The sequence below is a fragment of the Roseateles sp. GW821-FHT09H10 genome (assembly GCF_059415865.1).
On sequence record NZ_JBWKOB010000002.1, the window covers coordinates 1,150,522 to 1,176,564 of the forward strand.

27 protein-coding genes are annotated in these 26,043 nt (G+C 67.3%); 22 read left to right on the forward strand and 5 right to left on the reverse strand.

Annotation, left to right across the window (positions count from 1 at the left end):
- Window positions 1-16 precede the first annotated feature (16 nt).
- Genes AC07OY_RS13415 through AC07OY_RS13435 form a run of 5 tightly spaced genes read left to right on the forward strand, consistent with a single transcriptional unit; the run spans window position 17 to window position 3,909 of the window.
- Window positions 17-1,003 carry an ABC transporter permease gene (locus tag AC07OY_RS13415; protein ID WP_495043086.1) on the forward strand — a complete coding sequence of 329 codons (987 nt, stop codon included), beginning with the start codon at window positions 17-19 and terminating at the stop codon, window positions 1,001-1,003.
- Entirely contained in the window at window positions 1,000-1,968 is a 969-nt protein-coding gene (gene yjfF, locus AC07OY_RS13420; protein WP_495043087.1) for a galactofuranose ABC transporter, permease protein YjfF, read from the forward strand. The genes AC07OY_RS13415 and yjfF overlap by 4 nt, the downstream gene beginning before the upstream one ends.
- Window positions 1,968-2,924: a glycoside hydrolase family 43 protein gene (locus AC07OY_RS13425; RefSeq protein WP_495043088.1), complete on the forward strand. Its 957-nt coding sequence runs from the start codon at window positions 1,968-1,970 to the stop codon at window positions 2,922-2,924. The genes yjfF and AC07OY_RS13425 overlap by 1 nt, the downstream gene beginning before the upstream one ends.
- The gene (locus tag AC07OY_RS13430; protein ID WP_495043089.1) at window positions 2,924-3,598 is read left to right on the forward strand and encodes a DUF6250 domain-containing protein; all 675 of its coding nucleotides are present in this window, start codon (window positions 2,924-2,926) and stop codon (window positions 3,596-3,598) included. Before AC07OY_RS13425 ends, AC07OY_RS13430 begins: the two co-directional genes overlap by 1 nt.
- An 11-nt stretch (window positions 3,599-3,609) precedes the next feature.
- On the forward strand, window positions 3,610-3,909 hold the full coding sequence (locus AC07OY_RS13435) for a hypothetical protein (RefSeq protein WP_495043090.1): 300 nt from the start codon (window positions 3,610-3,612) through the stop codon (window positions 3,907-3,909).
- A gap of 5 nt (window positions 3,910-3,914) precedes the next feature.
- On the opposite strand, the gene dnaA is transcribed toward AC07OY_RS13435, so the two are convergent.
- Window positions 3,915-5,357, reverse strand: coding sequence for a chromosomal replication initiator protein DnaA (gene dnaA / locus AC07OY_RS13440; protein WP_495043091.1), 1,443 nt, complete (start codon window positions 5,355-5,357; stop codon window positions 3,915-3,917).
- Between the two features lie 345 nt (window positions 5,358-5,702).
- On the opposite strand from dnaA, the gene rpmH reads away from it, so the two are divergent.
- The 6 genes from rpmH to AC07OY_RS13470 all read left to right on the forward strand — a co-directional run bounded on the left by rpmH (window position 5,703) and on the right by AC07OY_RS13470 (window position 10,270).
- Entirely contained in the window at window positions 5,703-5,837 is a 135-nt protein-coding gene (gene rpmH / locus AC07OY_RS13445; protein WP_054021782.1) for a 50S ribosomal protein L34, read from the forward strand.
- Window positions 5,838-5,881: 44 nt separating this feature from the next.
- Window positions 5,882-6,376 (forward strand): ribonuclease P protein component, encoded by a 495-nt coding sequence (locus AC07OY_RS13450; RefSeq protein ID WP_495043092.1) that lies wholly within the window; start codon window positions 5,882-5,884, stop codon window positions 6,374-6,376.
- On the forward strand, window positions 6,373-6,693 hold the full coding sequence (gene yidD, locus AC07OY_RS13455) for a membrane protein insertion efficiency factor YidD (protein WP_495043093.1): 321 nt from the start codon (window positions 6,373-6,375) through the stop codon (window positions 6,691-6,693). The genes AC07OY_RS13450 and yidD overlap by 4 nt, the downstream gene beginning before the upstream one ends.
- Window positions 6,686-8,401 (forward strand): membrane protein insertase YidC, encoded by a 1,716-nt coding sequence (yidC, locus tag AC07OY_RS13460; protein WP_495043094.1) that lies wholly within the window; start codon window positions 6,686-6,688, stop codon window positions 8,399-8,401. The genes yidD and yidC overlap by 8 nt, the downstream gene beginning before the upstream one ends.
- 280 nt (window positions 8,402-8,681) lie before the next feature.
- Window positions 8,682-10,046, forward strand: coding sequence for a tRNA uridine-5-carboxymethylaminomethyl(34) synthesis GTPase MnmE (mnmE, locus tag AC07OY_RS13465; RefSeq protein ID WP_495043095.1), 1,365 nt, complete (start codon window positions 8,682-8,684; stop codon window positions 10,044-10,046).
- A 53-nt stretch (window positions 10,047-10,099) separates the two neighbouring features.
- Window positions 10,100-10,270 carry a hypothetical protein gene (locus AC07OY_RS13470; protein ID WP_495043096.1) on the forward strand — a complete coding sequence of 57 codons (171 nt, stop codon included), beginning with the start codon at window positions 10,100-10,102 and terminating at the stop codon, window positions 10,268-10,270.
- Here the strand turns inward: AC07OY_RS13470 and AC07OY_RS13475 are convergent.
- The 4 genes from AC07OY_RS13475 to AC07OY_RS13490 are packed head-to-tail and all read right to left on the reverse strand — an operon-like array spanning window position 10,257 to window position 13,482.
- Complete coding sequence (locus AC07OY_RS13475; protein WP_495043097.1) at window positions 10,257-11,180, reverse strand: SMP-30/gluconolactonase/LRE family protein; 924 nt, start codon at window positions 11,178-11,180, stop codon at window positions 10,257-10,259. The two genes, AC07OY_RS13470 and AC07OY_RS13475, sit on opposite strands and share 14 nt — an antisense overlap.
- Window positions 11,167-11,640: an acyl-CoA thioesterase gene (locus AC07OY_RS13480; RefSeq protein ID WP_495043098.1), complete on the reverse strand. Its 474-nt coding sequence runs from the start codon at window positions 11,638-11,640 to the stop codon at window positions 11,167-11,169. The genes AC07OY_RS13475 and AC07OY_RS13480 overlap by 14 nt, the downstream gene beginning before the upstream one ends.
- A gap of 13 nt (window positions 11,641-11,653) precedes the next feature.
- Window positions 11,654-12,715, reverse strand: coding sequence for an aldose epimerase family protein (locus AC07OY_RS13485; RefSeq protein ID WP_495043099.1), 1,062 nt, complete (start codon window positions 12,713-12,715; stop codon window positions 11,654-11,656).
- Between the two features lie 2 nt (window positions 12,716-12,717).
- The gene (locus AC07OY_RS13490) at window positions 12,718-13,482 is read right to left on the reverse strand and encodes an SDR family NAD(P)-dependent oxidoreductase (protein ID WP_495043100.1); all 765 of its coding nucleotides are present in this window, start codon (window positions 13,480-13,482) and stop codon (window positions 12,718-12,720) included.
- Between the two features lie 224 nt (window positions 13,483-13,706).
- On the opposite strand from AC07OY_RS13490, the gene AC07OY_RS13495 reads away from it, so the two are divergent.
- The 11 genes from AC07OY_RS13495 to AC07OY_RS13545 all read left to right on the forward strand — a co-directional run bounded on the left by AC07OY_RS13495 (window position 13,707) and on the right by AC07OY_RS13545 (window position 25,972).
- Window positions 13,707-14,636 carry a dihydrodipicolinate synthase family protein gene (locus tag AC07OY_RS13495; RefSeq protein WP_495043101.1) on the forward strand — a complete coding sequence of 310 codons (930 nt, stop codon included), beginning with the start codon at window positions 13,707-13,709 and terminating at the stop codon, window positions 14,634-14,636.
- Window positions 14,636-15,556: an arabinan endo-1,5-alpha-L-arabinosidase gene (locus AC07OY_RS13500; protein WP_495043102.1), complete on the forward strand. Its 921-nt coding sequence runs from the start codon at window positions 14,636-14,638 to the stop codon at window positions 15,554-15,556. The genes AC07OY_RS13495 and AC07OY_RS13500 overlap by 1 nt, the downstream gene beginning before the upstream one ends.
- A gap of 19 nt (window positions 15,557-15,575) precedes the next feature.
- A complete protein-coding gene (locus tag AC07OY_RS13505) occupies window positions 15,576-16,670 on the forward strand; it encodes an ABC transporter ATP-binding protein (RefSeq protein ID WP_495043103.1) in 1,095 nt (364 codons plus the stop codon).
- Window positions 16,667-17,539, forward strand: a complete 873-nt coding sequence (locus tag AC07OY_RS13510; protein ID WP_495043104.1) for a carbohydrate ABC transporter permease — start codon at window positions 16,667-16,669, stop codon at window positions 17,537-17,539. Before AC07OY_RS13505 ends, AC07OY_RS13510 begins: the two co-directional genes overlap by 4 nt.
- 144 nt (window positions 17,540-17,683) lie before the next feature.
- Window positions 17,684-18,520 carry a carbohydrate ABC transporter permease gene (locus AC07OY_RS13515; RefSeq protein ID WP_495043105.1) on the forward strand — a complete coding sequence of 279 codons (837 nt, stop codon included), beginning with the start codon at window positions 17,684-17,686 and terminating at the stop codon, window positions 18,518-18,520.
- Window positions 18,517-19,845 (forward strand): ABC transporter substrate-binding protein, encoded by a 1,329-nt coding sequence (locus AC07OY_RS13520; protein ID WP_495043106.1) that lies wholly within the window; start codon window positions 18,517-18,519, stop codon window positions 19,843-19,845. Before AC07OY_RS13515 ends, AC07OY_RS13520 begins: the two co-directional genes overlap by 4 nt.
- Entirely contained in the window at window positions 19,845-21,371 is a 1,527-nt protein-coding gene (gene arfA / locus AC07OY_RS13525) for an arabinosylfuranosidase ArfA (RefSeq protein WP_495043107.1), read from the forward strand. The genes AC07OY_RS13520 and arfA overlap by 1 nt, the downstream gene beginning before the upstream one ends.
- Window positions 21,368-22,309 (forward strand): glycoside hydrolase family 43 protein, encoded by a 942-nt coding sequence (locus AC07OY_RS13530; RefSeq protein WP_495043108.1) that lies wholly within the window; start codon window positions 21,368-21,370, stop codon window positions 22,307-22,309. The genes arfA and AC07OY_RS13530 overlap by 4 nt, the downstream gene beginning before the upstream one ends.
- The gene (locus tag AC07OY_RS13535) at window positions 22,306-24,201 is read left to right on the forward strand and encodes a glycoside hydrolase family 97 protein (protein ID WP_495043109.1); all 1,896 of its coding nucleotides are present in this window, start codon (window positions 22,306-22,308) and stop codon (window positions 24,199-24,201) included. The genes AC07OY_RS13530 and AC07OY_RS13535 overlap by 4 nt, the downstream gene beginning before the upstream one ends.
- Before the next feature lie 29 nt (window positions 24,202-24,230).
- The gene (locus tag AC07OY_RS13540; protein WP_495043110.1) at window positions 24,231-24,983 is read left to right on the forward strand and encodes a FadR/GntR family transcriptional regulator; all 753 of its coding nucleotides are present in this window, start codon (window positions 24,231-24,233) and stop codon (window positions 24,981-24,983) included.
- A 2-nt stretch (window positions 24,984-24,985) separates the two neighbouring features.
- The gene (locus AC07OY_RS13545; protein WP_495043111.1) at window positions 24,986-25,972 is read left to right on the forward strand and encodes a LysR family transcriptional regulator; all 987 of its coding nucleotides are present in this window, start codon (window positions 24,986-24,988) and stop codon (window positions 25,970-25,972) included.
- Window positions 25,973-26,043 lie beyond the last annotated feature (71 nt).

The window sequence follows — 26,043 nt, forward strand, 5'->3', positions numbered from 1 at the left end:
AGAAGCCGCCCTCCCCATGCCCACGCTCCGCGCTCCGGCCACGCCGCTCTGGCGCCATCCGCTCGCGCGGCCCGTCGCGGCCCTGGCCCTGCTGCTCGCCGTCGCGGCCGTCTTCGTGCCGGGCTTCCTGCACCTCGAGATCAAGGACGGCCACCTCTATGGCAGCCTGGTCGATATCCTGCATCGCGCCGCACCGCTGATGCTGGCGGCCCTGGGCATGACCCTGGTCATCGCCACGCGAGGCATCGACGTGTCGGTGGGCGCCGTCGTCGCCATTGCCGGCACCGTGGCCTGCGTGCTCGTCGGCTCCCACGGTCTGGTCGTCGCCTTTGCCGCGGCCCTCGGCGCCGCGCTGCTCTGCGGCCTGTGGAACGGCCTGCTGGTGTCGGCCCTGGGCCTGCAGCCCATCATCGCGACGCTGATCCTGATGGTGGCCGGCCGCGGTCTGGCGCAGCTGTTCACCGATGGCCAGATCATCACGGTCTACGAGCCGCAGAGCTTCTTCTGGCTCGGCGGCGGTTATCTGCTCGGCCTGCCTGTGTCCCTCTTCGTGGTTGCGACGGTGGCCGGCCTGACGGCCCTGCTGATGAAGCGGACGGCCCTGGGCCTCTTCATCCAGACGGTCGGCATCAACCCCGTCGCGGCTCGCCTGGCCGGCGTGCGCACCGCGGCCATCGTCTTCTTCGTCTACGTCTACTGCAGCCTCGGCGCCGGCCTGGCCGGGCTGATGATCTCGTCCAACATCAAGAGCGCCGACGCCAACAACGCCGGCCTGCTGCTGGAGCTGGACGCCATCCTGGCCGTGACCCTCGGCGGTGGCCAATTGAACGGCGGCAAATTCAGCCTCGCCGGCAGTCTGATCGGCGCGCTGATCATCCAGACGCTGACCTCCACCATCTACGCCCTGGGCGTGCCGCCCCAGGTGACCATGGTCGTCAAGGCCGTCGTCGTCTTCGCGGTCTGCATCTCGCAGTCGTCGTTCTGGTCGCGGAGGTCCGCATGAAGCGCCTGTTCTCCGCCCCGTCGTTCACGGCCTGGGTCAGCGTCGCGCTGATGGCGCTGCTGTTTGCCGTCGGCGCAGGCAGCTACACCGGCTTCGGCTCCACGCAGGTCGTGCTCAACCTGCTCATCGACAACGCCTTCCTGCTCGTCATCGCCGTCGGCATGAGCTTCGTCATCCTGTCCGGCGGCATCGACCTGTCCGTGGGTTCGGTGCTGGCGCTGACGACCATGGTGGCGGCCTGGCTGCTGCAGGTGGCTCGGTGGCCGGCCGAGCTGGTCATCGTGACAGTCCTGATCGGGGGCGCGGTATTTGGCGCGCTGCAGGGCGTCGTGATCCATGTGTTCAAACTGCAAGCATTCATCGTCACGCTGGCCGGCATGTTCCTGGCGCGCGGTCTGTGCTTCCTGATCAGCGTGGACAGCATCACCATCGATGCCCCCCTCTTCGTCACGCTGTCGCAGACGCAGATTCCGCTGTTCGCCGGCGCCTTCCTGTCGCCCGGCGCGCTGATCGCCTTGGTCGTCCTTGGCGCCGGCCTGTGGATCGCCCACTGCACCGCATTCGGCCGCACGGTCTATGCGATCGGCGGCGGCGAGGCCTCGGCGCTGATGATGGGCCTGGCCGTCGGCCGCACCAAGATCGCCGTCTACGGCCTGAGCGGCTTCTGCGCCTCGCTGGCCGGCCTGCTGTTCGCCTTCTACATGCTCAGCGGCTACGGCCAGCATGCCCAGGGCGTGGAACTGGATGCCATCGCCGCCGTCGTCATCGGTGGCACCGTGTTGACGGGCGGCTATGGCTATGTGGCCGGCGCGCTGTCGGGCGTCCTCGTCCTCGGCCTCATCCAGACCCTGATCGCCTTCGACGGCAGCCTGAGCTCCTGGTGGACCAAGATCGTCATCGGCGCGCTGCTTTTCGTGTTCTGCGCCGTCCAGCGCCTGCTCTCCCTCAAGAAGGCTGTTGCCTGATGCTGCACAAGATCCTCTCGACCGCCCTGCTTGCCGTCGCCGGTGTCGCTCAGGCCGCCAACCCGCTCTTCCCCGAGTTCTACACGGCCGACCCCGCGGTCCTCGTCGATGGCGGACGCGTCTACCTCTACGCCGGCCGCGACGAAGCGCCGGTGGGCGGCAAGGACTTCGTCATGAACGAGTGGCGTGTCTTCTCGAGTTGCGACATGGTGCAATGGAAAGACCATGGCGCGCCGCTGAACGTCAAGACCTTCGCCTGGGCCAAGGCTCGCGCCTGGGCGTCCGACATCGTGAAGCGCGACGGCAAGTACTGGTTCTACTCGACGGTGGAGCATGCCAGCGTGCCCGGCTTTGCCATCGGCGTCGCGGTCTCCGATTCGCCGACCGGCCCCTTCAAGGATGCGCGCGGCTCGGCTCTCGTCACCAACGACATGACGAAGCAGACCGACATCGCCTGGGACGACATCGACCCGACGGTCTTCGTCGACGATGACGGCCAGGCCTGGCTGTACTGGGGCAACACGGTGCTGAAGTACGCCAGGCTCAAGGCCAACATGACCGAGCTGGACGGGCCCATCCAGGTGCTGGCGGTGAAGGACTTCGTCGAGGCGCCCTATCTGCACAAGCGCGGCGGTATCTACTACCTGAGCTACTCGGAGTTCTTCCCCGAGCAAACGGCCTATCTGACCGGGCCTTCACCCACCGGGCCCTGGACGCCGCGCGGCGTCATCATGGCCAAGAACCGGAAGACGCCGACCATCCACCAGGCCATCTTCGACTTCAACGGCAAGAGCTATATCGCGTATCACAACGCGGAGCTGCCCGGCGGTGGCGAGTACCGGCGCTCGGTCGCCATCGAGGAGTTGCGCTACAAGCCCGACGGCACGATCGTGGCGCCCATCGTGCAGACGACGGCCGGCCCTGCGGCCAATCCCTCTCCGGGCTGCAAGCCCTGATGAAGTGGCTGCTGCTTGCGTTGGCGTTCTGCGGTGCAGCGCTCGCTGATCCGGGTTCTGTCGGCGAGCGCGGCCGGCTGATCTTCAGCGACGATTTCAAGGATGCTCAGGCCTGGGTCGCCGAGATCGAGGCCAAGCCGGGCTCGACGGTCAGCGCGCAAGACGGCCGCCTGGTGCTGGACACGGCCGGCGGCGTCACTGTCTGGCTGAACCGGCGCCTCAGCGGCAACCTCCTTATCGAATACCGACGCCGCGTCCTCGTGCAAGGCGGCGCCAACGACAGGCTCAGCGACCTCAACCAGTTCTGGATGGCGACCGGCCCGGACGGCGGCTCGCCGCTGGGCCGTAATGGCGTCTTCGAGGCCTATGACGCCTTGAGCCTCTACTACTTCGGCATCGGCGGCAACAGCAACACCAGCACGCGGCTGCGCAAGTACGGCGATGGCCAGCGCGTGTTGCTGCAGGAGAGGCTGGGCGCCGATCACCTGCTCAAGCCCAACCACGACTACCTCGTCCAGACCGTGGTCAAGGATGGCCGTTCGGCGGTGTACATCGACGGCCAGCTTTTCTTCGACCACCGTGACGCCAGACCGCTGCGCGAGGGCTGGTTCGGCCTGCGCAGCACCTGGTCGCGGCAAGAGGTCAGCGCACTGCGGATCTACGCGCTGGAGTAGTCTTGCGCGCCATGCGCTATCTGATCTTTGACTTCAGCGACGGCGACGACGGCATCGCCAGCTTCGAGGCCATGGCCTCAACGCGCGCCGATGAACATCCGGCCGTGCTGGCCGAGGCCCAGCAGGTGCTGGACTGGGCGCATCAACACTTCCCGAATCGCCACGGTCCCGTCGAGGACGGCCAGGCCTGGGACCACGAACTGCTCACGCAGCAGGAAGAGGGCGGCTGGCTGACCGTGACGCTGACGCTGAGCGCGTCGGCGGAGTTCGCCGACGCCTTTTTTGCCGTCTACGGCGACGTCGAGGACTGAAGCAATCAGCCCTTGAGCGTCTGCTCCAGCACGTGCAGCTGCTGGTTCAGCTCGGTGTTCTTCTGGCGCTCGCCGCCGATCTTTCGCACGGCGTGCAGCACCGTCGTGTGGTCGCGGCCGCCGAAGAGTTCACCGATCTCGGGCAGGCTCTTCTGCGTCAGCTCTTTGGCCAGGTACATCGCGATCTGGCGCGGCCGGGCGATGCTGGCCGGGCGCTTCTTGGAGTACATGTCGGCGACCTTGATCTTGTAGAAGTCGGCCACCGTCTTCTGGATGTTCTCCACGCCGATCTGACGGTTCTGGATGGACAGCAGGTCCTTCAGCGCCTCGCGGGCCAGCGTGATGCTGATCTCCTTGTGCGAGAACTTGGCATAGGCCAGCACCTTGCGCAGGGCGCCTTCCAGCTCGCGCACATTGGCGCGCACGTTCTTGGCGACGAAGAAGGCCACGTCCTCGGGCATGGGCTGGCCCTCGGCCTCGGCCTTCTTGATCAGGATGGCGACGCGCATCTCCAGCTCGGGCGGCTCGATGGCCACCGTCAGGCCGGCGTCGAAGCGGGAGGTCAGCCGCTCGTCGATGTCCACCAGCCCCTTGGGGTAGGTGTCCGACGTCATGATGATGTGGGCCTTCTTGGCCAGCAGGGCCTCGAAGGCGTTGAAGAACTCTTCCTGGGTGCGGTCCTTGCCGGCGAAGAACTGCACATCGTCGATGAGCAGCAGGTCCAGGGAGTGGTACTTGGCCTTCAGCTCGTCGAAGGTCTTGCGCTGGTAGTTCTTGACGACGTCCGAGATGAATTGCTCGGCGTGCAGATAGAGCACGCGGGCGTCCGGCCGGTCATTCAGCAGCGCGTTGCCGACGGCGTGGATCAGATGGGTCTTGCCCAGGCCGACGCCGCCGTAGATGAACAGCGGGTTGTAGGTGATGCCGGGCGCGCCGGCGACATGCAGGGCGGCTGTGCGGGCCATCTGGTTGGCGCGGCCGGGCACCAGCGTGTCGAAGGTCAGCTGGGGGTTGATGCGGTGCTTGCTGGCCGCCGGGGCTTGCGAGGGCAGCATGACAGCGGGGGCCAGCGCCGCAACGGCGGGCTTCAGGGACGCGCCGGGCTCGGCGGCCTGGTGCGCCTGCGACGGGGTCGAGGAGGGACCGGCAGGCAGGCTGATGGCGGCGGCCGAGGGCTCGCGGGCGACCAGGGCCAGCTCCAGCCGCGTCGGGCGGCCGGCCAGTTCGGTCAGGATGGCTTCGATACGGGACGCGTACTGGCGGCGGATCCAGTCGCGCTTGAAATGGTTGGGAACCTTGAGCGTGGCCACCAGGGCCGCGTCTTCGCCAGCCATCGTCGCCGGCGGCAGCGGTCGGATCCAGGTGTTGAACTGCTGCTCGGGAAGCTCCGTGGCCAGGCGCTCACAGCCGCGCCGCCACAGGTCCGATGCCCATTCCGCCGAATTCATGCCCGCTGTCACCTGCACCCCATCCGCCCCGTTCTGTTCTTGTAGGCTCATTGTGGAAAACTTGTTCTCGAGCGGTCGGATTGTACGGATCCGGGGCCACCCAAACCGTGGGTTATCCACAGAATTTCGAAGGGGGTCAATCCCTGGCAAACCCGGCTTGAGACTCCCGACTTATTGACCGCGTCGGCCGGTTCTGCTGTAATGCCGGGTTTTCGCGCATTGCGACTGGCGTTCTCGCCAAAATAAGCATGCGCTTTTCAGCCGGCGTCTCTTTGGAGCGCGGGCCTTTTTGCCGGGTGCCAACCGCTGCGCCCAGCTTGAACAAACCCTCAAAAGAGGTCTCCCATGAAGCGTACCTACCAAGCCTCCAAGACCCGCCGCGCCCGTACCCACGGCTTTCTCGTGCGCATGAAGACGCGTGGCGGCCGTGCCGTCATCGCCGCTCGCCGCGCCAAGGGCCGCAAGCGCCTGGCTGTCTAAGCCGCGCGACGACGCTTCTCGCGTCGTCAGCCTCCGGGCAACCGATGATCATCGGCAAGCTGCAACGCCCGGTGGACTTTGAGCGTGTGCTCGGCCGTCAGAGCCGGGCACGCAGCGCGCATTTCGCGTTGCACCACCTTTCGGCCAATCCAGCGCCCAGCGCCTGGCACGCCGCCAGGTTACGCACAGCCTCAGCCGAGTTATCAACAGGCGAATCACAGCCTGTTCACAACCCTGTGGAACATGACCCGCCCGCTGCGCCCTCAGTTCAAGTTGAGGGCTGCTGGGTGGGCATCGTCGTTCCCAAGCGGCATGCCAAGCGTTCGGTGACGCGCCAGCTCTTGAAGCGCCAGATCCGCGCCGCATTTGCGGAACGTCCCGGCATGCCGCCGGGTTTGTGGGTCGTCCGCTTGCGCTCACCGTTTGACCGCCAGAAGTTCCCCAGCGCTGCCTCCGATGCGCTGCGCGCCGCAGCCCGTGCCGAACTGGCCCAGCTGCTGGACAAGGCCATGGCCGCCAAGCCGGTGGCGAAGACATGAAGCCCAGCTGGCCCGCCCGTGTGTTGATGGTCGTCGTGCGCGGCTATCGCCTGATGCTCAGCCCCTGGCTGGGCAATGCCTGCCGCTTCGAGCCGACCTGCTCGCGCTACTCGCTGGCGGCACTGGAAAAGCATGGCGCTCTGGCGGGCAGCTATCTGACGGTGCACCGCATCCTGCGCTGCCAGCCCTGGTGCGAGGGTGGCCACGATCCGGTGCCTGACAATCCGCCGCGGCTGTTTTCTCGCCTCATCTCATCCCCCTCCATGACGCGCGCCTGCGTGTCATCGTCTTCCTCGTCCGAGTCTCCCCATGACTGATATTCGCCGCACCGTGCTGTGGGTGGTGTTCACCATGTCCCTCGTCCTGCTCTGGGACGGCTGGCAGAAGCACAACGGGCATCCCTCGATGTTCAGCCCGACGCCCAAGGCCGTGTCGACGGCGCCGGCAGCCCCCGCCTCGAGCGGCGTGCCCGCCGCCGCGGGCGTCGCGGGCCAGGCTGCGGCGACGCCGGCAGCCACCACCGCGGCCGCGCCGTCCGAGAAGATCACCATCCGCACGGATGTGCTGACGGTCACGGTCGATACCCTGGGCGGCGACATCGTCCGCGCCGAGCTGCCCAAGTACCTGACCTCGCCGGACCCGACGGTGACGGACCAGCTGCTGCAGATGGTGCGCCTGAAGAAGCCGGATCCGTTCACGCCCGAGCCGGTCGTGCTGTTCAACGCCGGCCAGCACTACCGTGCCCAGACCGGCCTGGTCGGCGGCTCGGGCGCACTGCCGACGCACAACACGCCGATGACGGCCGTGGCCGGCGAGCGTGAGCTGAAGCAAGGCCAGGACGAGGTCAAGCTGCGCCTGGAGTCGGCCGAGGTCGGCGGCGTCAAGCTCGTCAAGACCTACACCTTCAAGCGCGGCGTCTACACGGTGGGCGTCACGCATGAAGTGATGAACGTCGGCACGGCGCCCGTCACACCCCAGGTCTATCTGCAGCTGGTGCGCGACGGCAGCACCGTCACCGGCGGCGCGGCCTTCACGCCCAGCTTCACCGGCCCGGCGATCTACAACGACAAGGCCAAGTTCAAGACCCTCAAGTTCGAGGACATCGACAAGGGCAAGGTCGACTTCGAGAAGCAGGCCAATGACGGCTGGGTCTCGATGATCCAGCACTATTTCGCCAGCGCCTGGCTGGTCAACGAAGCGGGCAACCGCGAGTTCTTCGTGCGCAAGCTGCCGGGCCAGGCCGGCGTGCGCGCCGACACCTATGCCACCGGCATGGTGTTCACGCTGCCCACGGTGGCGCCCGACGCCAGCGTGACCCAGCAGGCCACCCTCTTCGCCGGTCCCCAGGAAGAGAACAACCTGGCCAAGCTGGCCACGGGCCTGGAGCGCGTCAAGGACTATGGCGTGCTGACCATCCTGGCCGAGCCGCTGTTCTGGCTGCTGGACAAGCTGCATGGCTTCATCGGCAACTGGGGCTGGACCATCGTCGCCCTGGTGCTGCTGCTGAAGATCGCGCTGTATGGCCTGAACGCCAGCGCCTACAAGTCCATGGCCCGCATGAAGGCCGTGGCGCCCCGCATCAACGAGATGAAGGAGCGCCTGAAGGACAAGCCGCAGGAAATGCAGCAGGAGATGATGAAGATCTACCGCGAGGAGAAGATCAATCCCATCGGCGGCTGCCTGCCCATCTTCCTGCAGATGCCCATCTTCATGGCCCTGTACTGGGTGCTGCTGTCCACCGTCGAGATGCGCCAGGCGCCCTGGATCTGGTGGATCACCGACCTGTCGGTGCGCGACCCCTACTTCATCCTGCCGCTGCTGATGATGCTGTCCAGCCTGTTCCAGGTCTGGCTCAACCCGCCGGCCGCCGATCCCATGCAGCAGAAGATGATGTGGATCATGCCGGTCGCCTTCGGCATCATGTTCTTCGTCTTCCCGGCCGGCCTGGTGCTTTACTGGCTGACGAACAACATCCTGTCGATCGCCCAGCAGTGGATGATCAACAAGCAGCTCGGCGTGAACTGAATCACGTGAATCTGCACAGCCCCCGCACCCGGGGGCTTTTTTGTGTCCCGGCTTAGCAGTTCAATAGCTCCGCGGGGCAGAGAACACCGGTCCGGACGAGTCTCACGAGAGCACTCGAACCTGACCTCCCCCGCGCCATACATGGTGCCCCACGCAGCGGAATACCGCCGCTGCCCGCCAAGGGTGCGCGAACCGGCGAGGGACGGCCCGTCGCCGGTTCTACCTGATGCAGCCGCCCCTCCGGGCGGCTGTTTCTTTTTGGGGCCGCGACAATCGCGCCATGCTCGCCCGTCACGCCGATCCCATCGCCGCCATCGCCACCGCTCCGGGGCGTGGCGCCGTCGGCATCGTGCGCGTGTCGTCGCCGCAAGACCTGACGCCCCTCATCGAAGCGGTCTGCGGTCGTGTGCTCAAAGCGCGCGAGGCGACTTACCTTCCATTCCGCGACGCGAACGGCGTGGCCATCGATCAGGGTCTGGCGCTGCATTTCCCGGCGCCACACTCTTACACCGGCGAGCATGTGCTGGAGCTGCAGGCCCATGGCGGCGCCGTCGTCATGCAGTTGCTGCTGGCACGCGTGATCGAAGCAAGCACCAGCGTGCGACTTGCCGAGCCCGGCGAGTTCACGCAACGCGCCTTCCTGAACGGCAAGCTCGACCTGGCCCAGGCCGAAGCCGTGGCCGACCTCATCGACGCCAGCACCGAGGCCGCCGCGCGCAGCGCCAGCCGGGCGCTGGGTGGTGCGCTCTCCAACGAGGTGGGCGTGCTGCGCGACCAGCTCATCCAGCTGCGCATGCTGGTCGAGGCGACGCTGGACTTCCCCGAGGAGGAGATCGACTTCCTCGAGAAGGCCGATGCCTTCGGCCGCCTGGACCGCCTGACTGCGCAACTGAGCGCCGTGCAGGCCCGCACCCGCCAGGGCGCGCTGCTGCGCGACGGGTTGAAGGTCGTGCTCGCCGGCCAGCCCAACGTGGGAAAAAGCTCGCTGCTGAACGCGCTGGCCGGCGCCGAGCTGGCCATCGTCACGCCCATCCCGGGCACGACCCGTGACAAGGTCAGCCAGACCATCCAGATCGAGGGCGTGCCCCTGCACATCACCGACACGGCCGGCCTGCGCGATGAGACGGCGGATGAGGTCGAGCGCATCGGCGTGTCGCGTTCCTGGGATGCGATTGCCGACGCCGACGTCGTGCTCTTCCTGCACGACCTGGGCCGCGTCGGCCAGGCCGACTACGAAGCCGAGGACGAGCGCATCCGTGCGCGCTTGGGCGGCGTGGACGCGAGCCGCATCGTGCAGGTCTTCAACAAGGCCGACCTGGCGGCCGCGCCGACGGGCGAGATCGCGCTGAGCTTGAAGACGGGCGAGGGTCTGGAAGCCCTGCGACAACGCCTGTTGAAGACGGCCGGCTGGCAGGCCGTGCCCGAAGGCCTCTTCATCGCCCGTGAACGCCATGTGCAGGCCCTGGCCCGCACGGCGGAGCATCTGGAGCAGGCCCGCGCCATCGCCGAGCAGCGCGACGCCGCCCTTGACCTGCTCGCCGAAGAGCTGCGCCTGGCCCACGACGCCCTCGGCGAGATCACCGGGGCCTTCTCCGCGGACGAGTTGCTGGGCGTCATCTTCAGCAGCTTTTGCATCGGCAAGTAGTCCGATCGCGGCCTTGCTGCGTTGTGGGCATACGCAACGCTCGAGGAGGTCGCATGCGACGCCTTCAAACCTTCAGCTTCACGGCACCCCGCCAGCCGGCGTCAACGCCCAAGCCCGCCTTGCCCGCGAATGCCCAGCCCAGCGACGAGATGTGGCGCTCCCGCCGTGTGCTGTCGGGCTCGGACTGGATGGGCGCCTGGGTGCTGAAGCCTAGTCGTCGTTGAAGAGCGCATCGGGCAGGTAGAGCCCGGGCTCGATGGCCATGCCGAACAGGCTGCCCGACAGCGGGCGCGCCATCAGGTCGGCGGTGCTGAGGCCCTCGCGGGCGGTCGTGACGAAGATCCGGTCGCCGTGAGCACCGCCCATGGCCGGGCAGGTCACATGGGGGACCGGCACCCCGAAGCGGCCGAGCAGCCGGCCATCCGGCGCATAGCGAGCCACGGCGGCGTTGCCCCACTCGGCATTCCACAAGCAACCCTTGGCATCGACGATGGAGCCGTCGGGCCAGCAGTCGTTGTCGAACTCCTTGGTCACGAAGACGCGCGGCTCGCTGACGCGGGCGCTGTCGGCGTCGTAGTCGCAGACCATGATGCGGGTGGTGGTTGTGTCGGCGTAGTACATGCGCCGGCCATCGGGGCTGAAGCAGATGCTGTTGGAAATGCCCACGCCATCCAGCGCCAGCCGGCGCAGGCCATGGGCCAGCGAGTACTGGTAGAAGCTGCCGATGCGTTGGCGTGGGTTGGCCTCGTCCAGCGTGCCGAAGACGAAGTTGCCGCTGCGGTCGCAACGGCCGTCGTTGGCCCGCGTGGTGGGCAGGTTGGCCTCCAGCGGTGTGATCGTCTCGGGCTCGGCCGTGATGCTGCCGGTGGCCTGCAGATCTTGCAGGGTCAGCCGTGCGAGGCGCTTGGCCATGGCCAGGATGAGGGCGCCGGAGCGGCCATGGACGAAGCAGCCGACGCGCGCGGGCAGGCGCACCTGCAGTGCGTCACTGGCGCCGGGCGTCCAGGCGTGGATGCTGCTCGCCTCGATGTCGGTCCACCACCAGCGGCCGCTGGGGGCATGCCACTGGATGCCTTCGCCGAGCTTGTTGGCCTGGGCGAGGGCGAGGGCGAAGGGATGTTCAGCTGGGCTCATTCGGTCGGGCTTCAAGAGCGGCACGCGCCTGCTTGCGTGCGATGGCGGAAGCGTGGCGCTGGCGCTCTTCAGGGGTGAAGGGCCGCAGTGGCGGCACGGGCACGGGCTTGTTGTCGTCGCCCACGGCCACCATCGTGAAGTAGCAGCTGTTGACGTGGCGCTTCTGCTGGGTGCGGATGTTTTCGGCGACGACCTTGATGCCGACTTCCATCGACGAGCTGCCCGTCATGTTGACGCTGGCCAGGAAGGTGACCAGCTCGCCGACGTGGATGGGCTGGCGGAAGATGACGCGGTCCACCGACAGCGTGACGACATAGCGCCCGGCATAGCGGCTGGCGCAGGCATAGGCCACTTGGTCGAGCAGCTTGAGGATGTTGCCGCCGTGGACGTTGCCGGAAAAGTTGGCCGTGTCCGGCGTCATCAACACCGTCATCGTCAGCTGGTGGGCGGGCAGGTCCATGGCGCGGTCCTTGTCAGGAGAAGCGATGGATTGTGGTGCTGCGCCACACCTCGCCGGGCCTCAGCAGCGTCGATGGCCAGTCCTCGCTGGCTTCGTGGTGCGGCGAGTCGGGGTTGTGCTGGGTCTCCAGGCACAGGCCGTCGCCCTGGCGGTAGATGCGGCCGTTTGGCCCGGCCAGGCTGCCGTCGAGGAAGTTGCCTGAATAGAACTGCACCGCCGGCTCACTGGTCAGCACGTCCATGCGGCGGCCGGAGTGCGGGTCTTCCAGCGTCGCCGCGGGCCGCAGGCCGTCGGCATCCAGCTCGCCGTCGAGCAGAAAGTTGTGGTCATAGCCCTTGGCGACCAGCAACTGCGGATGGGCCTTGCGGATGCGGGCGACGATGGGGGTCGACTGGCGGAAATCGAAGGGCGTGCCTTCCACGCTCGCATGCCGCTGCGGGATCAGGTGCTCGTCGACCTCGCTGTAGCGCGAGGCGGGAATGGTCAGGCGGTGGCGCAGCACGCTGCCGTCGCCGGCGAGATTGAAGTAGTCGTGATGGGTCAGGTTGACGACGGTGGCGCGGTCGGTCGTTGCCTCGTAGTCGAGGCGCCAGGCGTTCTCGGTCGCGCTGACGGCATAGCGCACGCTGACCTTCAGTTCGCCCGGAAAGCCCTGCTCGCCATGCGGGCTGGTGTAGCTGAACAGCAGCGCCTCGGCTTCCCCATCGCGCGGCTCGACGGGCGCGGCGTTCCACAGCCGGTGCCCAAAGCCCTCGGTGCCGCCATGCAGGCAGTTCAGGCCGTCGTTGCAGCCCAGCAGATGCAGCTCGCCGTCCAGCTCGAAGCGGGCGCCGGCGATGCGGTTGCCATAGCGGCCGACGATGATGCCGAACGACGGGTTGCGGTGGACGTAGTCGTCGAGGTTGTCAAAGCCCAGCACGACATTGCCGCTCTGGCCCTGGGCATCCGGCACCCACAGGCCCGTGACGATGCCGCCCAGCGTGATGGCGGTCAGCTTCAGGCCCAGGCCGTTGCTCAGCGTGTACTCATGCACCGGCCGGCCATCGGGCAGGCGGCCGTAGTCGCGGCGCTCCATCTTCAGACCCAGCCGCCGTCGACGATGAAATCCTGGGCCGTGCACATGGCCGAATCGTCAGCGGCCAGGAACAGGGCCATGCGGGCGATGTGATCCGGCATCAGCGGCTCGTTGATGCATTGGCCCTTGGCGATCTCCTTCTTGGTCTCTTCGGTGACCCAGAGCTTGAGCTGCTTCTCGGTCATCACCCAGCCCGGCACCAGCGTGTTGACGCGGATCCTGTGCGGCCCGAAGTCGCGCGCCAGGCAGCGCGTCAGCCCCTGGGCCGCGGCCTTGCTGGCGGTGTAGGCCGGCATGCCGCCCTGCTTGAGCATCCAGCTGATGGAGCCGAAGTTGATGATGGAGCCACCGCCGGCTGCCTTCATGTCGGCCAGCACGGCCTGGGCAGTGAAAAACTGGTGCTTGATGTTGACGGCCACGCTGGCGTCCCAGAACTCGGGCGTCGTGTCCTCGACGGCGTGGCGCTTGTCGTTGGCGGCGTTGTTCAGCAACACGGTGAAGGGCCCGGTGCGTTCGCGCAGGGTGGCAATCGCCGAGCGCAGGGATTCGACCTGGGACAGGTCGGCCACAGCGAACTGGGGCGCGTGGCGCGAGCCGGCCAGGCGGGTCGCCAGTGCCTGGCCTTCATCCGCGGCCAGGTCGATGAAAGCCACCTTGGCGCCCTGGGCGGCAAAGGCCTCCACCAGGGTCTCGCCGATGCCGGTGGCCCCGCCGGTGATCAGGACACCCCGGTCCTGCAGGCTGGGGTAGAGGGCGTAGGAACTCATCGAACTGTCTCCGGAGAAAAGCGCTCGCCCGGCTGCATTGGCTGGGCCATGGCTGAATTATTAGTCATACTTTTTCGTTTGCAAAGCCGGTGATTTTCGGGTTAACCCCAATCAACTCGCACAAATAGTCATACTTTAATGTCGACCAACGCCGGCGACGACAGCTGGCCATGTGCCGCTCGCCGGCGCTGCATTCCAACTTCCCCAGAGACAAGGGCCCCCTCATGAGCGCCTCCACCAGCCGCCCTTATCGCGGCGTCTTCCCCGTCGTCCCGACCATCTTCCACGCCGACGGCACGCTGGACATCCCCGGCCAGCTGCGCTGCGTCGACTTCATGATCGATGCCGGCTCCACCGGCCTGTGCATCCTCGCCAATTTCTCCGAGCAGTTCGTGCTGTCGGATGCCGAGCGCGAGACGCTGACCCGCGCCATCCTCGAGCATGTGGCCGGCCGCGTGCCCGTCATCGTCACGACGACGCATTACTCCACGCAGATCTGCATCGAGCGCAGCCAGCTGGCGCAGTCACTCGGCGCGGCCATGGTCATGGTCATGCCGCCTTACCACGGCGCCACCTTCCGCGTGTCCGAGGGCCAGATCGAGAGCTTCTACCAGCGCCTGTCTGACGCTATTGGCATTCCCATCATGATCCAGGACGCCCCGGTGGCCGGCACGCCGTTGTCGGTGCCGCTGCTGGCGCGCATGGCGAGCAACATCGCCAACGTGAAGTATTTCAAGCTGGAGATGCCCCAGGCCGCCAGCAAGATGCGCGAGCTCATCCGCGTCGGCGGCGCGGCCATCGAAGGCCCCTGGGACGGCGAGGAAGCCATCACGCTGCTGGCCGACCTGGACGCTGGCGCCACCGGTGCGATGACGGGCGGCGGCTTCCCCGATGGCATCCGCAAGATCTTCGACGCCTTCCATGCCGGCGACCGCGAGACCGCCGTGCTGGAGTACGGCCGCTGGCTGCCGCTGATCAACTACGAGAACCGCCAGGGCGGCATCCTGACCGCCAAGGCGCTGATGAAGGCAGGCGGCGTCATCCAAAGCGATGCGCCGCGCCATCCCTTCCCCGAGATGTCGCCCGAGACGCGCGCCGGCCTGCTCGATGCGGCCAGGCGACTCGATCCCCTCGTGCTCCGCTGGGGCAAGTGATGCGTTGGCTGGCCGCGCTGCTGGCGCTGTGCCTGAGCGCATCGGCGTTCGCGCTGGAGCCGCAGGGCGACACGGGTGCCCATGATCCGACGCTGCTGATCCAGGGTGAGCGCTGGTTCGTCTTCACGACGGGCAAGGGCCTGCAGCGACTGGAATCGACGGACGCTGGCAAGACCTGGCGTCGTCTCGCCCCCATCTTCAGCGAAGCGCCCGCCTGGTGGGCTCAGGCCGTGCCCGAGCACAAGGGCCTGGATGTCTGGGCGCCCAAGCTGTTCGCCCATCGTGGCCGCTTCTGGGCGCTCTACTCCATCTCCACCTTCGGCAAGAACCGCTCGGCCATCGGCCTGGTCAGCAGCGACAAGGCGGACGGTGCCGAATGGCGCGACGAAGGCCTGGTCGTGCAGAGCGTGGCGACGGACAACTTCAACGCCATCGACCCCGACCTCTTCGTCGACACCGACGGCAAGCTGTGGATGAGCTACGGCTCCTTCTGGGGCGGCCTGCGCCTGACGGAGCTGGACGCCAGGACGCTGCGCCCCACCGGCAGCACGCGCTTCATCGCCCGCAACCCGGCCATTGAGGCCCCGACCCTCGTGCGGCGTGGCGACTGGGTCTATCTGTTCGCCTCCTACGACCTGTGCTGCAAGGGCGCGCAAAGCACCTACAACATCCGCGTCGGCCGCGCCCGCAGCGTGACCGGCCCCTACCTGGACCGCGACGGCAAGGACATGATGGACGCTGGCGCCACGCCGCTGCTCTCGGCGACCGGCACGCGCTGGAAAGGCCCCGGCCACCAGGACGTGGTCGGCGACTGGCTGGTCCATCACGCCTACGACACCGAGCGTGGCGGCAAGCCGCATCTGCGCATTGCGCGCCTGAGCTGGTCCGCAGATGGCTGGCCCGTGATCCAAGAAGAATGAAGAACCGGAGACAAGCGAAGTGGCTGGCCTGAAGCTGGAGAACCTCTGCAAGCGCTATGGCGCGGTGCAGGTCATCGAGAACCTGTCGCTGGACGTGGCGCAGGGTGAGTTCGTCGTCTTCCTCGGCCCCTCGGGCTGCGGCAAGACGAGCCTCTTGCGCATGATCGCGGGCCTGGAAGAGGTGACGGGCGGCCGCATCCTCATCGGCGATCGCGACGTGACGCATGCCGCGCCCGGCCTGCGCAACCTCGCCATGGTCTTCCAGCACTACGCGCTCTACCCGCACATGACGGTGCGCGACAACCTGGCCTTCGGGTTGAAGAACATCGGCATCCCGGCTGAGGAGATCGCCAAGCGCATCACCGAGTCGGCCCGCATGCTGGAGCTGGACACGCTGCTGGACCGCAAGCCCGGCCAGCTCTCCGGCGGCCAGCGCCAGCGCGTCGCCATCGGCCGCGCGGTGGTCAAGGAGCCCGGCATCTTTCTGTTCGACGAGCCGCTGTCGAATCTGGATGCGGCTCTCCGTGGACGCACTCGTCTGGAACTGGCGCAGCTGCACCAGCGTCTGGGCGCGACCATGGTCTTCGTCACCCACGACCAGATCGAGGCCATGACGCTGGCGACGCGCATCGTCGTCATGAAGGGCGGCGCCATCGAGCAGGTCGCCACACCGGCCGAGCTCTATCGCCGGCCTGCCACGCGCTTTGTCGCCAGCTTCATCGGCACGCCGGGCATGGGCTTCGTGCCGGTGCAGCGCGCACCGGATGACCGTGGGCGTGCGGTCGTCACGGTGCCGGGCGGCCAGTGGGTGACGACCCGCGTCGCCACCGAAGGCCTGCCTGCGCAAGGCCTTGTGCTGGGCGTGCGCCCCGAGAACCTGCGCGTGGCCGACCAGGGTCCGCTGCGTGGGCGCGTCGAGCTGGTCGAGTTCCTTGGCGAACGCACGCTGGCGCACTTGAAGCTCGAGGGCGACACGCCGCTGATCGTCACCGTGCCGGCGGGTGCGGCCTCACCTCGGCTCGGCAGCTACGTCGCCGTCAGCGTCGACGTGGCCGAGGCGCATCTCTTCGACGAGACCGGCCGCGCCCATCACGCCCAGGAGTCGCTGGCATGAGCACCGTCGGCCTGCGCGCCTCGCGCCCGGCCTACGCCTTGTTCGTGCTGCCCTTCGTGGCGCTCTACGCGCTGATGCTGCTTTGGCCGCTGGCCAAGGGCGTGTGGATCAGCTTCCACGACCATGACCTGCTGTCCGACGACAGCTTCTGGGTGGGCCTGGCCAACTACAAGGAACTGTGGAGCGACGAGGTCTTCCGGCAAGTGGTCTGGAACACCATCCGCTTCGTCGCCATCAGCACGCCCATCTTCGTCGTGCTGTCGCTGATGCTGGCCCTCGCGCTGAACCGCACCGGCAAGCTGGCCACCTTCCTGCGCGCCACCTTTTTCTGCGCCTCCGTCTTTTCGGTCACGCTGATCACGCTGGTGTGGAAGCTCGCGCTGATGCCCGAGCGCGGCCTCGTCGCGCAGATGTTCACGGCCCTCGGCATCCCCGAGCTGCCGCTGCTGACCAGCGACAACCTCGCGCTGCTCACCATCGCCCTCGTCACCGTCTGGTGGATCATCGGGCTGCCGATGATCCTCTTCCTGTCGGCCCTGCAGCAGATCCCCTCGGACATCTACGAGGCCGCCGCGCTGGACAACACGCCGCGCTGGCGTGTGCTGACCCACATCACGCTGCCCAGCCTCAAGCGCGCCATCGTGCTGGTGGCGCTGATCGAGGTGATCCGCCAGTTCCAGGTCTTCCCGCAGATCATGCTGATGACCAACGGCGGGCCCAACAACACCACGCGGTCCATCGTGCAGTTCACCTACGAGCAGGCCTTCATGCAGCTCTCGCTGGGCTATGCGACGGCTGCCTCGCAGATCCTGCTCGCCATCATGCTCGTCGGGGTCTCCGCGCAACTCTGGCTGGAACGTGGCAAATGATGAAGCCCCTCGTCCAAGGAGTACCTTGGCCGGTCCCCCGCGGGGACGGCGATGCGTGCGGCATCGAGCCGCGCGCCCATCGCCTGAGCGGGCCGGCTAGGGAGCGGCCCGTCGCTCGGCCCGCAAGCGGAATGGAAACCTGACATGAATCCCTTGCTGAGACGCGGTTGGTTCGACCGCTTCGTCATGGCCGCGCTGACGCTGCTGGCCCTGGCCTGGATGGCGCCGCTGCTGTGGGTGCTGGCCCTGTCCTTCAAGCCCAACGAATTCCTGCTGCGCCACACCGATGTGTTCCTGGCGCCGCCCTACACGCTGGCCAACTACCTGGACATCCTGCAGACCTCGCAGGTGTTCCGCTGGCTGGGCAACAGCGCGCTGGTGGCGCTGCTGCAGACGGCGGGTGTGCTCGTGCTGTCGTCGCTGGCCGGCTATGGCTTCGCGCGCTGCGAGTTCCCGGGCCGCCGCGTGCTGTTCGCCCTCGTCATGTTCGGCCTGGCCGTGCCGGCCCAGTCGGTCTTCATCCCGCTGCATCGGCTGTTCTCGGAGTGGAACCTGCAGAACACGATTGCCGGCCTGGCACTGCCGGGCCTGGCCGCGCCCTTCGGCGTCTACCTGATGACGCAGTACTTCAAGGCCATCCCGGCCGAGTTGGAAGAGGCCGCGCTGCTGGACAACGCGTCGCGCTTCAAGACCTTCCTGACCATCATCCTGCCGCTGACGTTGCCCGCACAAGCGACGTTAGGCATCTTCACCTTCCTGGCCTGCTGGAACGACTACCTGTGGCCGCTGGTCATCGCGACGCAGCCCGACATGTACACGCTGACCCGCGGCCTGGCCTCCACGCAGACCAATTTCGCGCAGTCCGAGGGCCTGGGCTTCCTGATGGCTCAGGCCGTGTTCGCCGGCGTGCCCGCGCTGATGCTGTATCTCTTCTTCCAGCGCCATCTGGTGACGGCCGTCGCCGGGACGGGCAAGTCATGAAGCGCCTGTCAGTTCTGCTGTGCACTGTCCTGCTCGCCGCCTGCGGCGCGGGCAAGGACAACTCGGGCAAGACCGAGATCACGCTGATGCGCTTCTTCGGCAGCTGCGAGTCGCAGTTCGGCCAGGTGGTGAAGGCCTCCGAGGGCGTCGGCGAATGCGGCATCGTCACGGCCCTGGTCAACGAATTCAACGCGACCCATCCCAACATCGTCGTCAAGACGCAGATCGGCGAGTGGGGCCCTTACTACGACCAGCTCACCGCGCGCCTCGTGTCCAAGGACATCCCGACCGTGGCCGTCATGCACGAGTCGGCCCTGGGCGACTATGTGCGCCGCAAGCTGGTGCTGCCGCTGGACGAAGACTTCGCGCGCGTCGGCGTGTCGGTGGACGACTTCACCGAGCATGCGCGCAAAGGCACCACGTTCAACGGCCAGACCTATGCGCTGCCCTTCGACACCTGGGCCTGGCTGTGGCATATCAACACCCGACTGATGAAGCAAGCCGGGCTGCTCGGCGCCAACGGCGAGCCGGTGCTGCCGCGTTCGCCGGAGGAACTGCTGGCGCAGGCGCGGCAGTTCAAGCAGAAGACCGGCAAGCCCTTCTTTGCCTGGGCCGTGGCCAACGAGACTGCCGCCAACAACCGCACCTTCCAGTCGCTGGTGGCCCAGCAGGGCGCGGCGTTGTTCGCGGAAGACGGCAAGAGCATCCACATGCAGCAGCCGGCCGTGACGAAGGCGCTGACGTTGATGCAGACCCTCTACAAGGAGGGCCATGTGCGGCCCAACCTGGACTATGCCGCCGCCAACCAGGCCTTCCTGAACGGCGAGGCGGGTGTCGTCGTCGTCGGCACCTGGACCATCGACCAGTTCCTGCGTGAATCGAAGAAGGCCGACTCGCCGCTGCAGGGCGGCTACGCGGTGCGGCCCTTCGCCCAGCTCTACGACAAGCCCGCCGTGTTCGCCGACGGCCACTCCTGGGCGCTGTTCAAGGGCGGCGCGACCGATGCCAAGGGCCATGAGGCGGCGCTGAAGTTCCTGAAGTTCGTCTGGGAGCGCAGCGCCGAGTGGTCGCGCACCGGCCATCTGCCGGTCAGCAATACAGTGGCGCAGAGCGAGGCCTTCCGCGCGCTGCCGCAACGCGAGTCGCTGGCCGAGATCACGACCACCGGCGCGTCCATGCCGGGCAATGTGCCCACGCAACGCAATATCGAACTGCTGATCGGCGAGGACGTGGCCAACCTGCTGCTGTCGGGCAAGCCCGTGGCCGAGGTGCAGGCCAGCGTCGAGAAGCGGGTCAACAAGGCACTCCAGAAAGCCCGCCGCTGATGACCTTCCAAGCCTCTCTCATCGTCGACCGCGACTTTGCCCTCGCGCCGCTGGACCGCCGCCTGTTTGGCGTGTTCGTCGAGCACCTGGGACGCTGCGTCTACAACGGCATTCACGAGCCAGGCCACCCCACTGCCGACGAGCACGGCTTTCGCGGCGATGTGGCCGAGCTGACCAAGGAGCTTGGCGCCACCATCGTGCGCTACCCCGGCGGCAACTTCATGTCGGGCTACAACTGGGAGGATGGCGTCGGCCCCAAGGACCGGCGCCCGCGCCGGCTGGACCTGGCCTGGTTCTCGACCGAGACCAACCAGGTCGGCACGCATGAGTTCATGGCCTGGTGCAGGAAGGTCGGCATCGAGCCCATGTTCGGCGTCAACCTCGGCACGCGCGGGCCAGACGAAGCGCGCCATTACCTCGAGTACTGCAACCACCCGAGCGGCACCGCGCTGTCGGACCTGCGCCGCTCGCATGGCGCCGAGGAGCCGCTGGGCATCAAGTTCTGGTGCCTGGGCAACGAGATGGACGGCCCCTGGCAGATCTGCCAGAAGACGCCGGACGAGTACGGCCGCATCGCCAAGGAGACCGCCAAGCTGATGCGCTGGGTGGACCCGACCATCGAGCTGGCCGCCTGCGGCTCGTCGGCCTACGACATGCCGACGTATGGCGTGTGGGAAGACCGCGTGCTGGAGCACTGCTTCGAGTTCGTCGACTACCTGTCCCTGCACAGCTACTTCGTGAAGCCGCCCGCGGACGCCAGCACCGAGAGCTTCTTCGCGCAGATCGAGACGAATGCGCGCTACATCGAGGACACCGTGGCGATTGCGGATTCGGTGGCCACACGCAAGCGCTCCACCAAGCGGCTGAAGCTGTCCTTCGACGAATGGAACGTCTGGTACCGCGCCCGTCACGGCGAGCACCTGAAGCAAGCCGGCTGGCCCGAGGCGCCACGTCTGCTGGAAGAGGTCTACACGGCCGAGGACGCGCTGCTGATCGGCGGCATGCTGACCATGTTCATGAACCATGCGGACCGGCTCAAGGTCGCCTGCATGGCCCAGCTCTGCAATGTCATCGCGCCCATCATGACCGAGCCCGGCGGCGCGGCCTGGCGGCAGACCATCTTTCATCCTTTCGCGCAAGCCGCGCGCTGGGCCCAGGGCGAGGTGCTGCGGCCCGTCATCCAGTCGCCCGGCTATGCCAACGCGAAGCATGGCGAGCTGCCCTATCTGTGCGCCAGCGTGGTCGATGACGCGGCCACGGGCCAGACGGCGGTCTTCCTGCTGAACCGCAGCCTGACCGATGAGATGGACCTGTCCATCACGCTGCGCGGCCTGGGCGTGGAACGTCAACTCGTGCAGGCCGAGCAGCTCCACAGCGCCGACCTCAATGCCAGCAACACCGCCGACGCACCCGACCGCGTCGCGCCCCAGGCTCTCCACGGCATTGCCATCGACGGCGAGCAATTGCGCGTGAAGTTGAGGCCCGCCTCCTGGAACGTCATCGTCACGAAAGCCCTGCGCTCATGAGCGACTGGACCAACCCCCTCATCGCCCAACGCGCCGATCCGCAGATCACCCTGGTCGACGGCCGCTACTGGTTCACCGCCTCGGTACCCAGCTACGACGCCATCGAGATCCGCGCTTCCGACAGCATCGCCGGCCTGGCCACCGCGACCACCAAGATCATCTGGCGCAAGCACGACAGTGGACCGGCAAGCTTCCACGTCTGGGCTCCCGAGCTGCACCGCATCGATGGCCGCTGGTACGTCTATTTCGCAGCCAGCGAGCGCGACGACATCTGGAAGCTGCGCATGTACGTCCTCGAATGCGAGAGCGACGACCCGCTCACCGGCGCATGGATCGAGCGCGGCCAGATCGTCACGCCCGAGGAAGGCTTTTCGCTGGACGCAACGCCCTTCGAACACGGCGGCCGCCGCTTCCTGTGCTGGGCGCAGAAGAGCCCGCCGACGGAGAGCAACCTCTATCTCGCCGAACTCGCCAACCCGTGGACGCTGAAGACCGAGCCCGTCGTCATCACGCGGCCCGAGCTGGCCTGGGAGCGCATCGGCTTCTGCGTCAACGAAGGCCCGGCCGTGCTGAAGCGCAACGGCCGCGTCTTCATCGCCTACTCGGCCGCGGCGACCGACGCCAATTACTGCGTGGGCCTGCTGTGGGCGGATGAGAACGCCGACCTGCTGGACCCGGCGAGCTGGAGCAAGTCGTCCGTGCCGGTGTTCAAGAGCGATGAGTCAGCGAGCCAGTTCGGCCCCGGTCACAACAGCTTCACGACGACGCCCGACGGCAAGACCGACCTGCTGGTCTATCACGCCCGCAACTACCGCGACATCGTCGGCGACCCGCTCAACGACCCCAACCGCCAAACGCGCGTGCAAGCCTTTGGCTGGCGCGCCGACGGCTTCCCCGATTTCGGAACGCCGGTCGCCGACGGCCCCTACTCGTCATGAAACTCTTCGCCTCGTTCCTGCTCGCCATCCCCGCCCTCGCCAACGCGCTGAGCAGCCCCGACGGCCAGCTCCAGGTCGACGTGTCGGTCAACGCCGAGCAACAGCTCGTCTATTCGGTGCAGCGCGCCGGCCAGCCGGTGCTGCTGGCGTCGCGCCTGGGCCTGGTGCTGGAGCAGGGCGACTACGCCAACGGCCTCAAGCTCCTTTCGACCTCGCCCGTGAAGGCCCACCGCGAGCAGTACGCGCTGGCCGCCGGCAAGAAGAGCCAGGTGGACTACCGCGCCAACGAACAGCGCTTCACCGTCGCCAACGCGGCGGGCCAGAAGCTCAGCGTCACCCTGCGCGCCTCCAACGACGGCCTGGCGCTGCGCTACACGGTGGATGGCGCCGGCCGGAAGACGTTCAAGGACGAGCTGACCAGCTTTGCCTTCCCCCCCGAGGCCCGCGCCTGGCTGCAGCCCATGTCGGTCGCCAAGACGGGCTGGAAGCGCACCAACCCGTCCTACGAAGAGCACTACCAGGCCGACATCCCCGTCGGCACCGCCGCGCCTTCGCATGCGGGCTGGGTCTTCCCGGCGCTGTTCCGCTCGGGCGCCAACTGGGTGGCACTGACCGAAGCCGGCATGGACGGCCGCTTCCACGCCTCGCGCCTGGCGAGCGATTCAACGGGCGGCACCTACCGCATCGGCCTGCCCGAGGCGAGCGAGGTCAACACCGGTGGCCACCTGCTCGCTGATATCGATGGGCCTCTCACCACGCCCTGGCGCGTGCTCGCCATCGGCCCGCTGAAGACGGTCATGGAGTCGACGCTGGGCACCGATCTCGCCGCGCCCGCCGTCGCTTTCGACAAGACCCAGCTGAAGCCTGGCCCTGCATCGTGGAGCTGGGCCATCCTGAAGGACGACGGCACGGTCTTCGACGTGCAGAAGCGCTTCATCGACTACGCGGCCGACATGCGCTGGCCCTACACGCTGGTCGACGCCGACTGGGACCGCAAGATCGGCGACGCCAGGATGAAGGAACTGGCCGACTACGCCAAGACCAAGGGCGTCGGCCTGCTGGCCTGGTACAACTCGTCGGGCGCCTGGAACGATACCGAATACAGCCCCAAGGGCGCCCTGCTGACCCGGGAAGCGCGAGCCCGCGAATTCGCCCGCGTGAAGGCCATCGGCGTGAAGGGGCTGAAGGTGGACTTCTTCGGTGGCGACGGCGCCTCCATGCAGGCCTATTACGTCGACCTGCTGAAGGAGACGGCGGCGGCCGGCCTGCTGCTGAACTTCCACGGCGCCACGCTGCCGCGCGGCTGGAGCCGCACCTATCCCAATCTGCTGACGGTGGAGGCCGTGAAAGGCTTCGAGTTCGCGACCTTCACGCAGGAAGACCAGGACAAGGTCGCCCGCCACGCGGCCATGCTGCCCTTCACGCGCAACCTCTTCGATCCCATGGACTTCACGCCCGTCGTGTTCCATGACATCCCCAACATCCAGCGCGCCACGCGCAACGGTTTCGAACTGGCCGAGAGCGTGCTCTTCCTGTCGGGCATCCAGCACTACGCCGAGACACCCGAAGGCATGGCCACCGCGCCCGCCTCTGTGAAGGCCTTCCTGCGCGAGCTGCCGCGGCATTGGGACGAAGTGCGCTTCCTCGATGGCGAGCCCGGCAAGTGGGTCGCAATCGCCCGCCGTGCCGGCCAGCAATGGTTTGTCGCCGGCCTCAACGCCGACGACACGCCACGCGAGGTGCAATTGGATCTGGGCTGGCTCGGCAAGCGCGAGGGCCAGCTCATCAGCGATGGCGAAGGTCCGCGCGACTTCACCGAAGGCAAGCTGTCGGCGGCCTCGCCCAAGCTCACGCTTTCCCCCAAGGGCGGTTTTGTCGCCCGCTTTCGATAATGCGCGCTTTGTTCGGTAGCCTGCCGCCGATGAAGACTCGAGCAGATCACTCCACCTACAGCGCCCAACCCGAGGGCAAGAGCCAGCACGGCCGCATCGTCAGCGAGCTGGGCCTGGCCATCATCGGCGGCGAGCTCAAGCCCGGCGACAAGCTGCCGCCCGAGGCCCAGCTGCTGGAGCGCTACGAGATCAGCCGCCCCGTGCTGCGCGAGGCCGTGCGCGTCCTCGTCGCCAAGGGCCTGGTGGTGTCGCGCCAGCGCGCCGGCGCCATCGTCAGGCCGCGCAACGAATGGCATCTGCTCGATCCCGACGTGCTGTACTGGCTGATCCAGTCCCGCCCCCAGCGCGACTTCGTGCAGACCCTGCTGGAAGTGCGCCGCATCTTCGAACCCGCCGCCGCTGCCCTGGCCGCCCGCGCCGCGACGGACGAACAGCTGGCCGGCATCGCCACCGCCTACGAGGGCATGGCCGCCGCCCAGACGACGGCCGAGCTGCTGGAGCCCGACCTGGCCTTCCACCGCCGCATCGCTGAGGCCACCGGCAACGACCTGCTGGCCTATATCGGCAACATGCTGTCGCTGGCCCTGCGCGAATCCATCATCCTGTCCAGCCAGCTGCCCAACACGCACGACCTCTCCCTGCCGCGCCACAAGGCCATCCTGACGGCCCTGCAGGCCCGCGACGCCGTCGGCGCCCGCCAGGCCACGCTGGTACAGCTGGACGAGACGGGTGACGACATCAACAGCGTCCTGGCCAATGACGGCCGGGTCAACTTGGCTTGACCATGGCCCGCGACGACGACGATGACATCAACGGCACGTCGCTGACCGACGCCAGCCCCAACCCCAACTGGTTCCTGCGCGCGCGCCTGAAGACGCGCCAGCTGCTGCTGCTGATCGCGCTGGACGACGAGCGCAACATCCACCGCGCCGCCGAGGTGCTGTGCATGACCCAGCCGGCCGCCTCCAAGCAGCTCAAGGACCTGGAGGACATGCTGGACGTGAAGCTCTTCGAGCGCCACCCGCGCGGCATGGAGCCCACGCTCTACGGCGAGACCATGATCCGCCATGCCCGCATGGCGCTCACCAGCCTGTCGGCGGCGCATGACGACATCGTGTCGCTGAAGAATGGCCTGGCCGGCCAGGTCGAGGTCGGCGTCATCATGACCCCGGCCATGGGCCTGCTGCCGCGCGCCATCGCCCGCATCAAGCTGCTGGCGCCCAGGCTGCGCATCGGCGTGCACATGGAGAGCAGCAAGCAGCTGGTGGACATGCTGCAGCGGGGCAAGCTCGACTTCATGATCGGCCGCATCGTCGAAGAGGAAGACGCCGCTGGCCTGCACTACGAGGAGCTGACGGTCGAGCCCGCCTGCGCCGTCGCCCGCGTCGGACATCCTCTCTTGAAGGAAGACAACCTCAAGCTCGCCCACCTGGCCGACCAGCCCTGGATCCTGCCGCCCACCGGCAGCGTGCTGCGCCACCGCTGGGAGCTGATGTTCCGCCGCGCCGCGCTGGAGCCGCCGTCCAACAACGTCGACACCACGGCCCTGCTCCTCATCACCGCCCTGCTGCAGCAGACCGACTCCCTGCACGTGATGCCGGTGGAGGTGGCGCGCTACTACGCGTCCCTCAACGTGCTGGCCATCCTGCCCATCGACCTGCCCTGCCACATGGACGCCTTCGGCATCATCACCCGCGAGGGGCATCTGATGTCCCCGGGGGCGCGCCAGCTGCTGCACGAGGTGAGATCGGCCGCGCGGGACCTTTACTGAGGGTTTTGGCCGCCGTTGCGGCAAGAAGCCGGGTTTTGAGAGGCTTGCCGGCCCAGCCGGGCCGCGCCGCC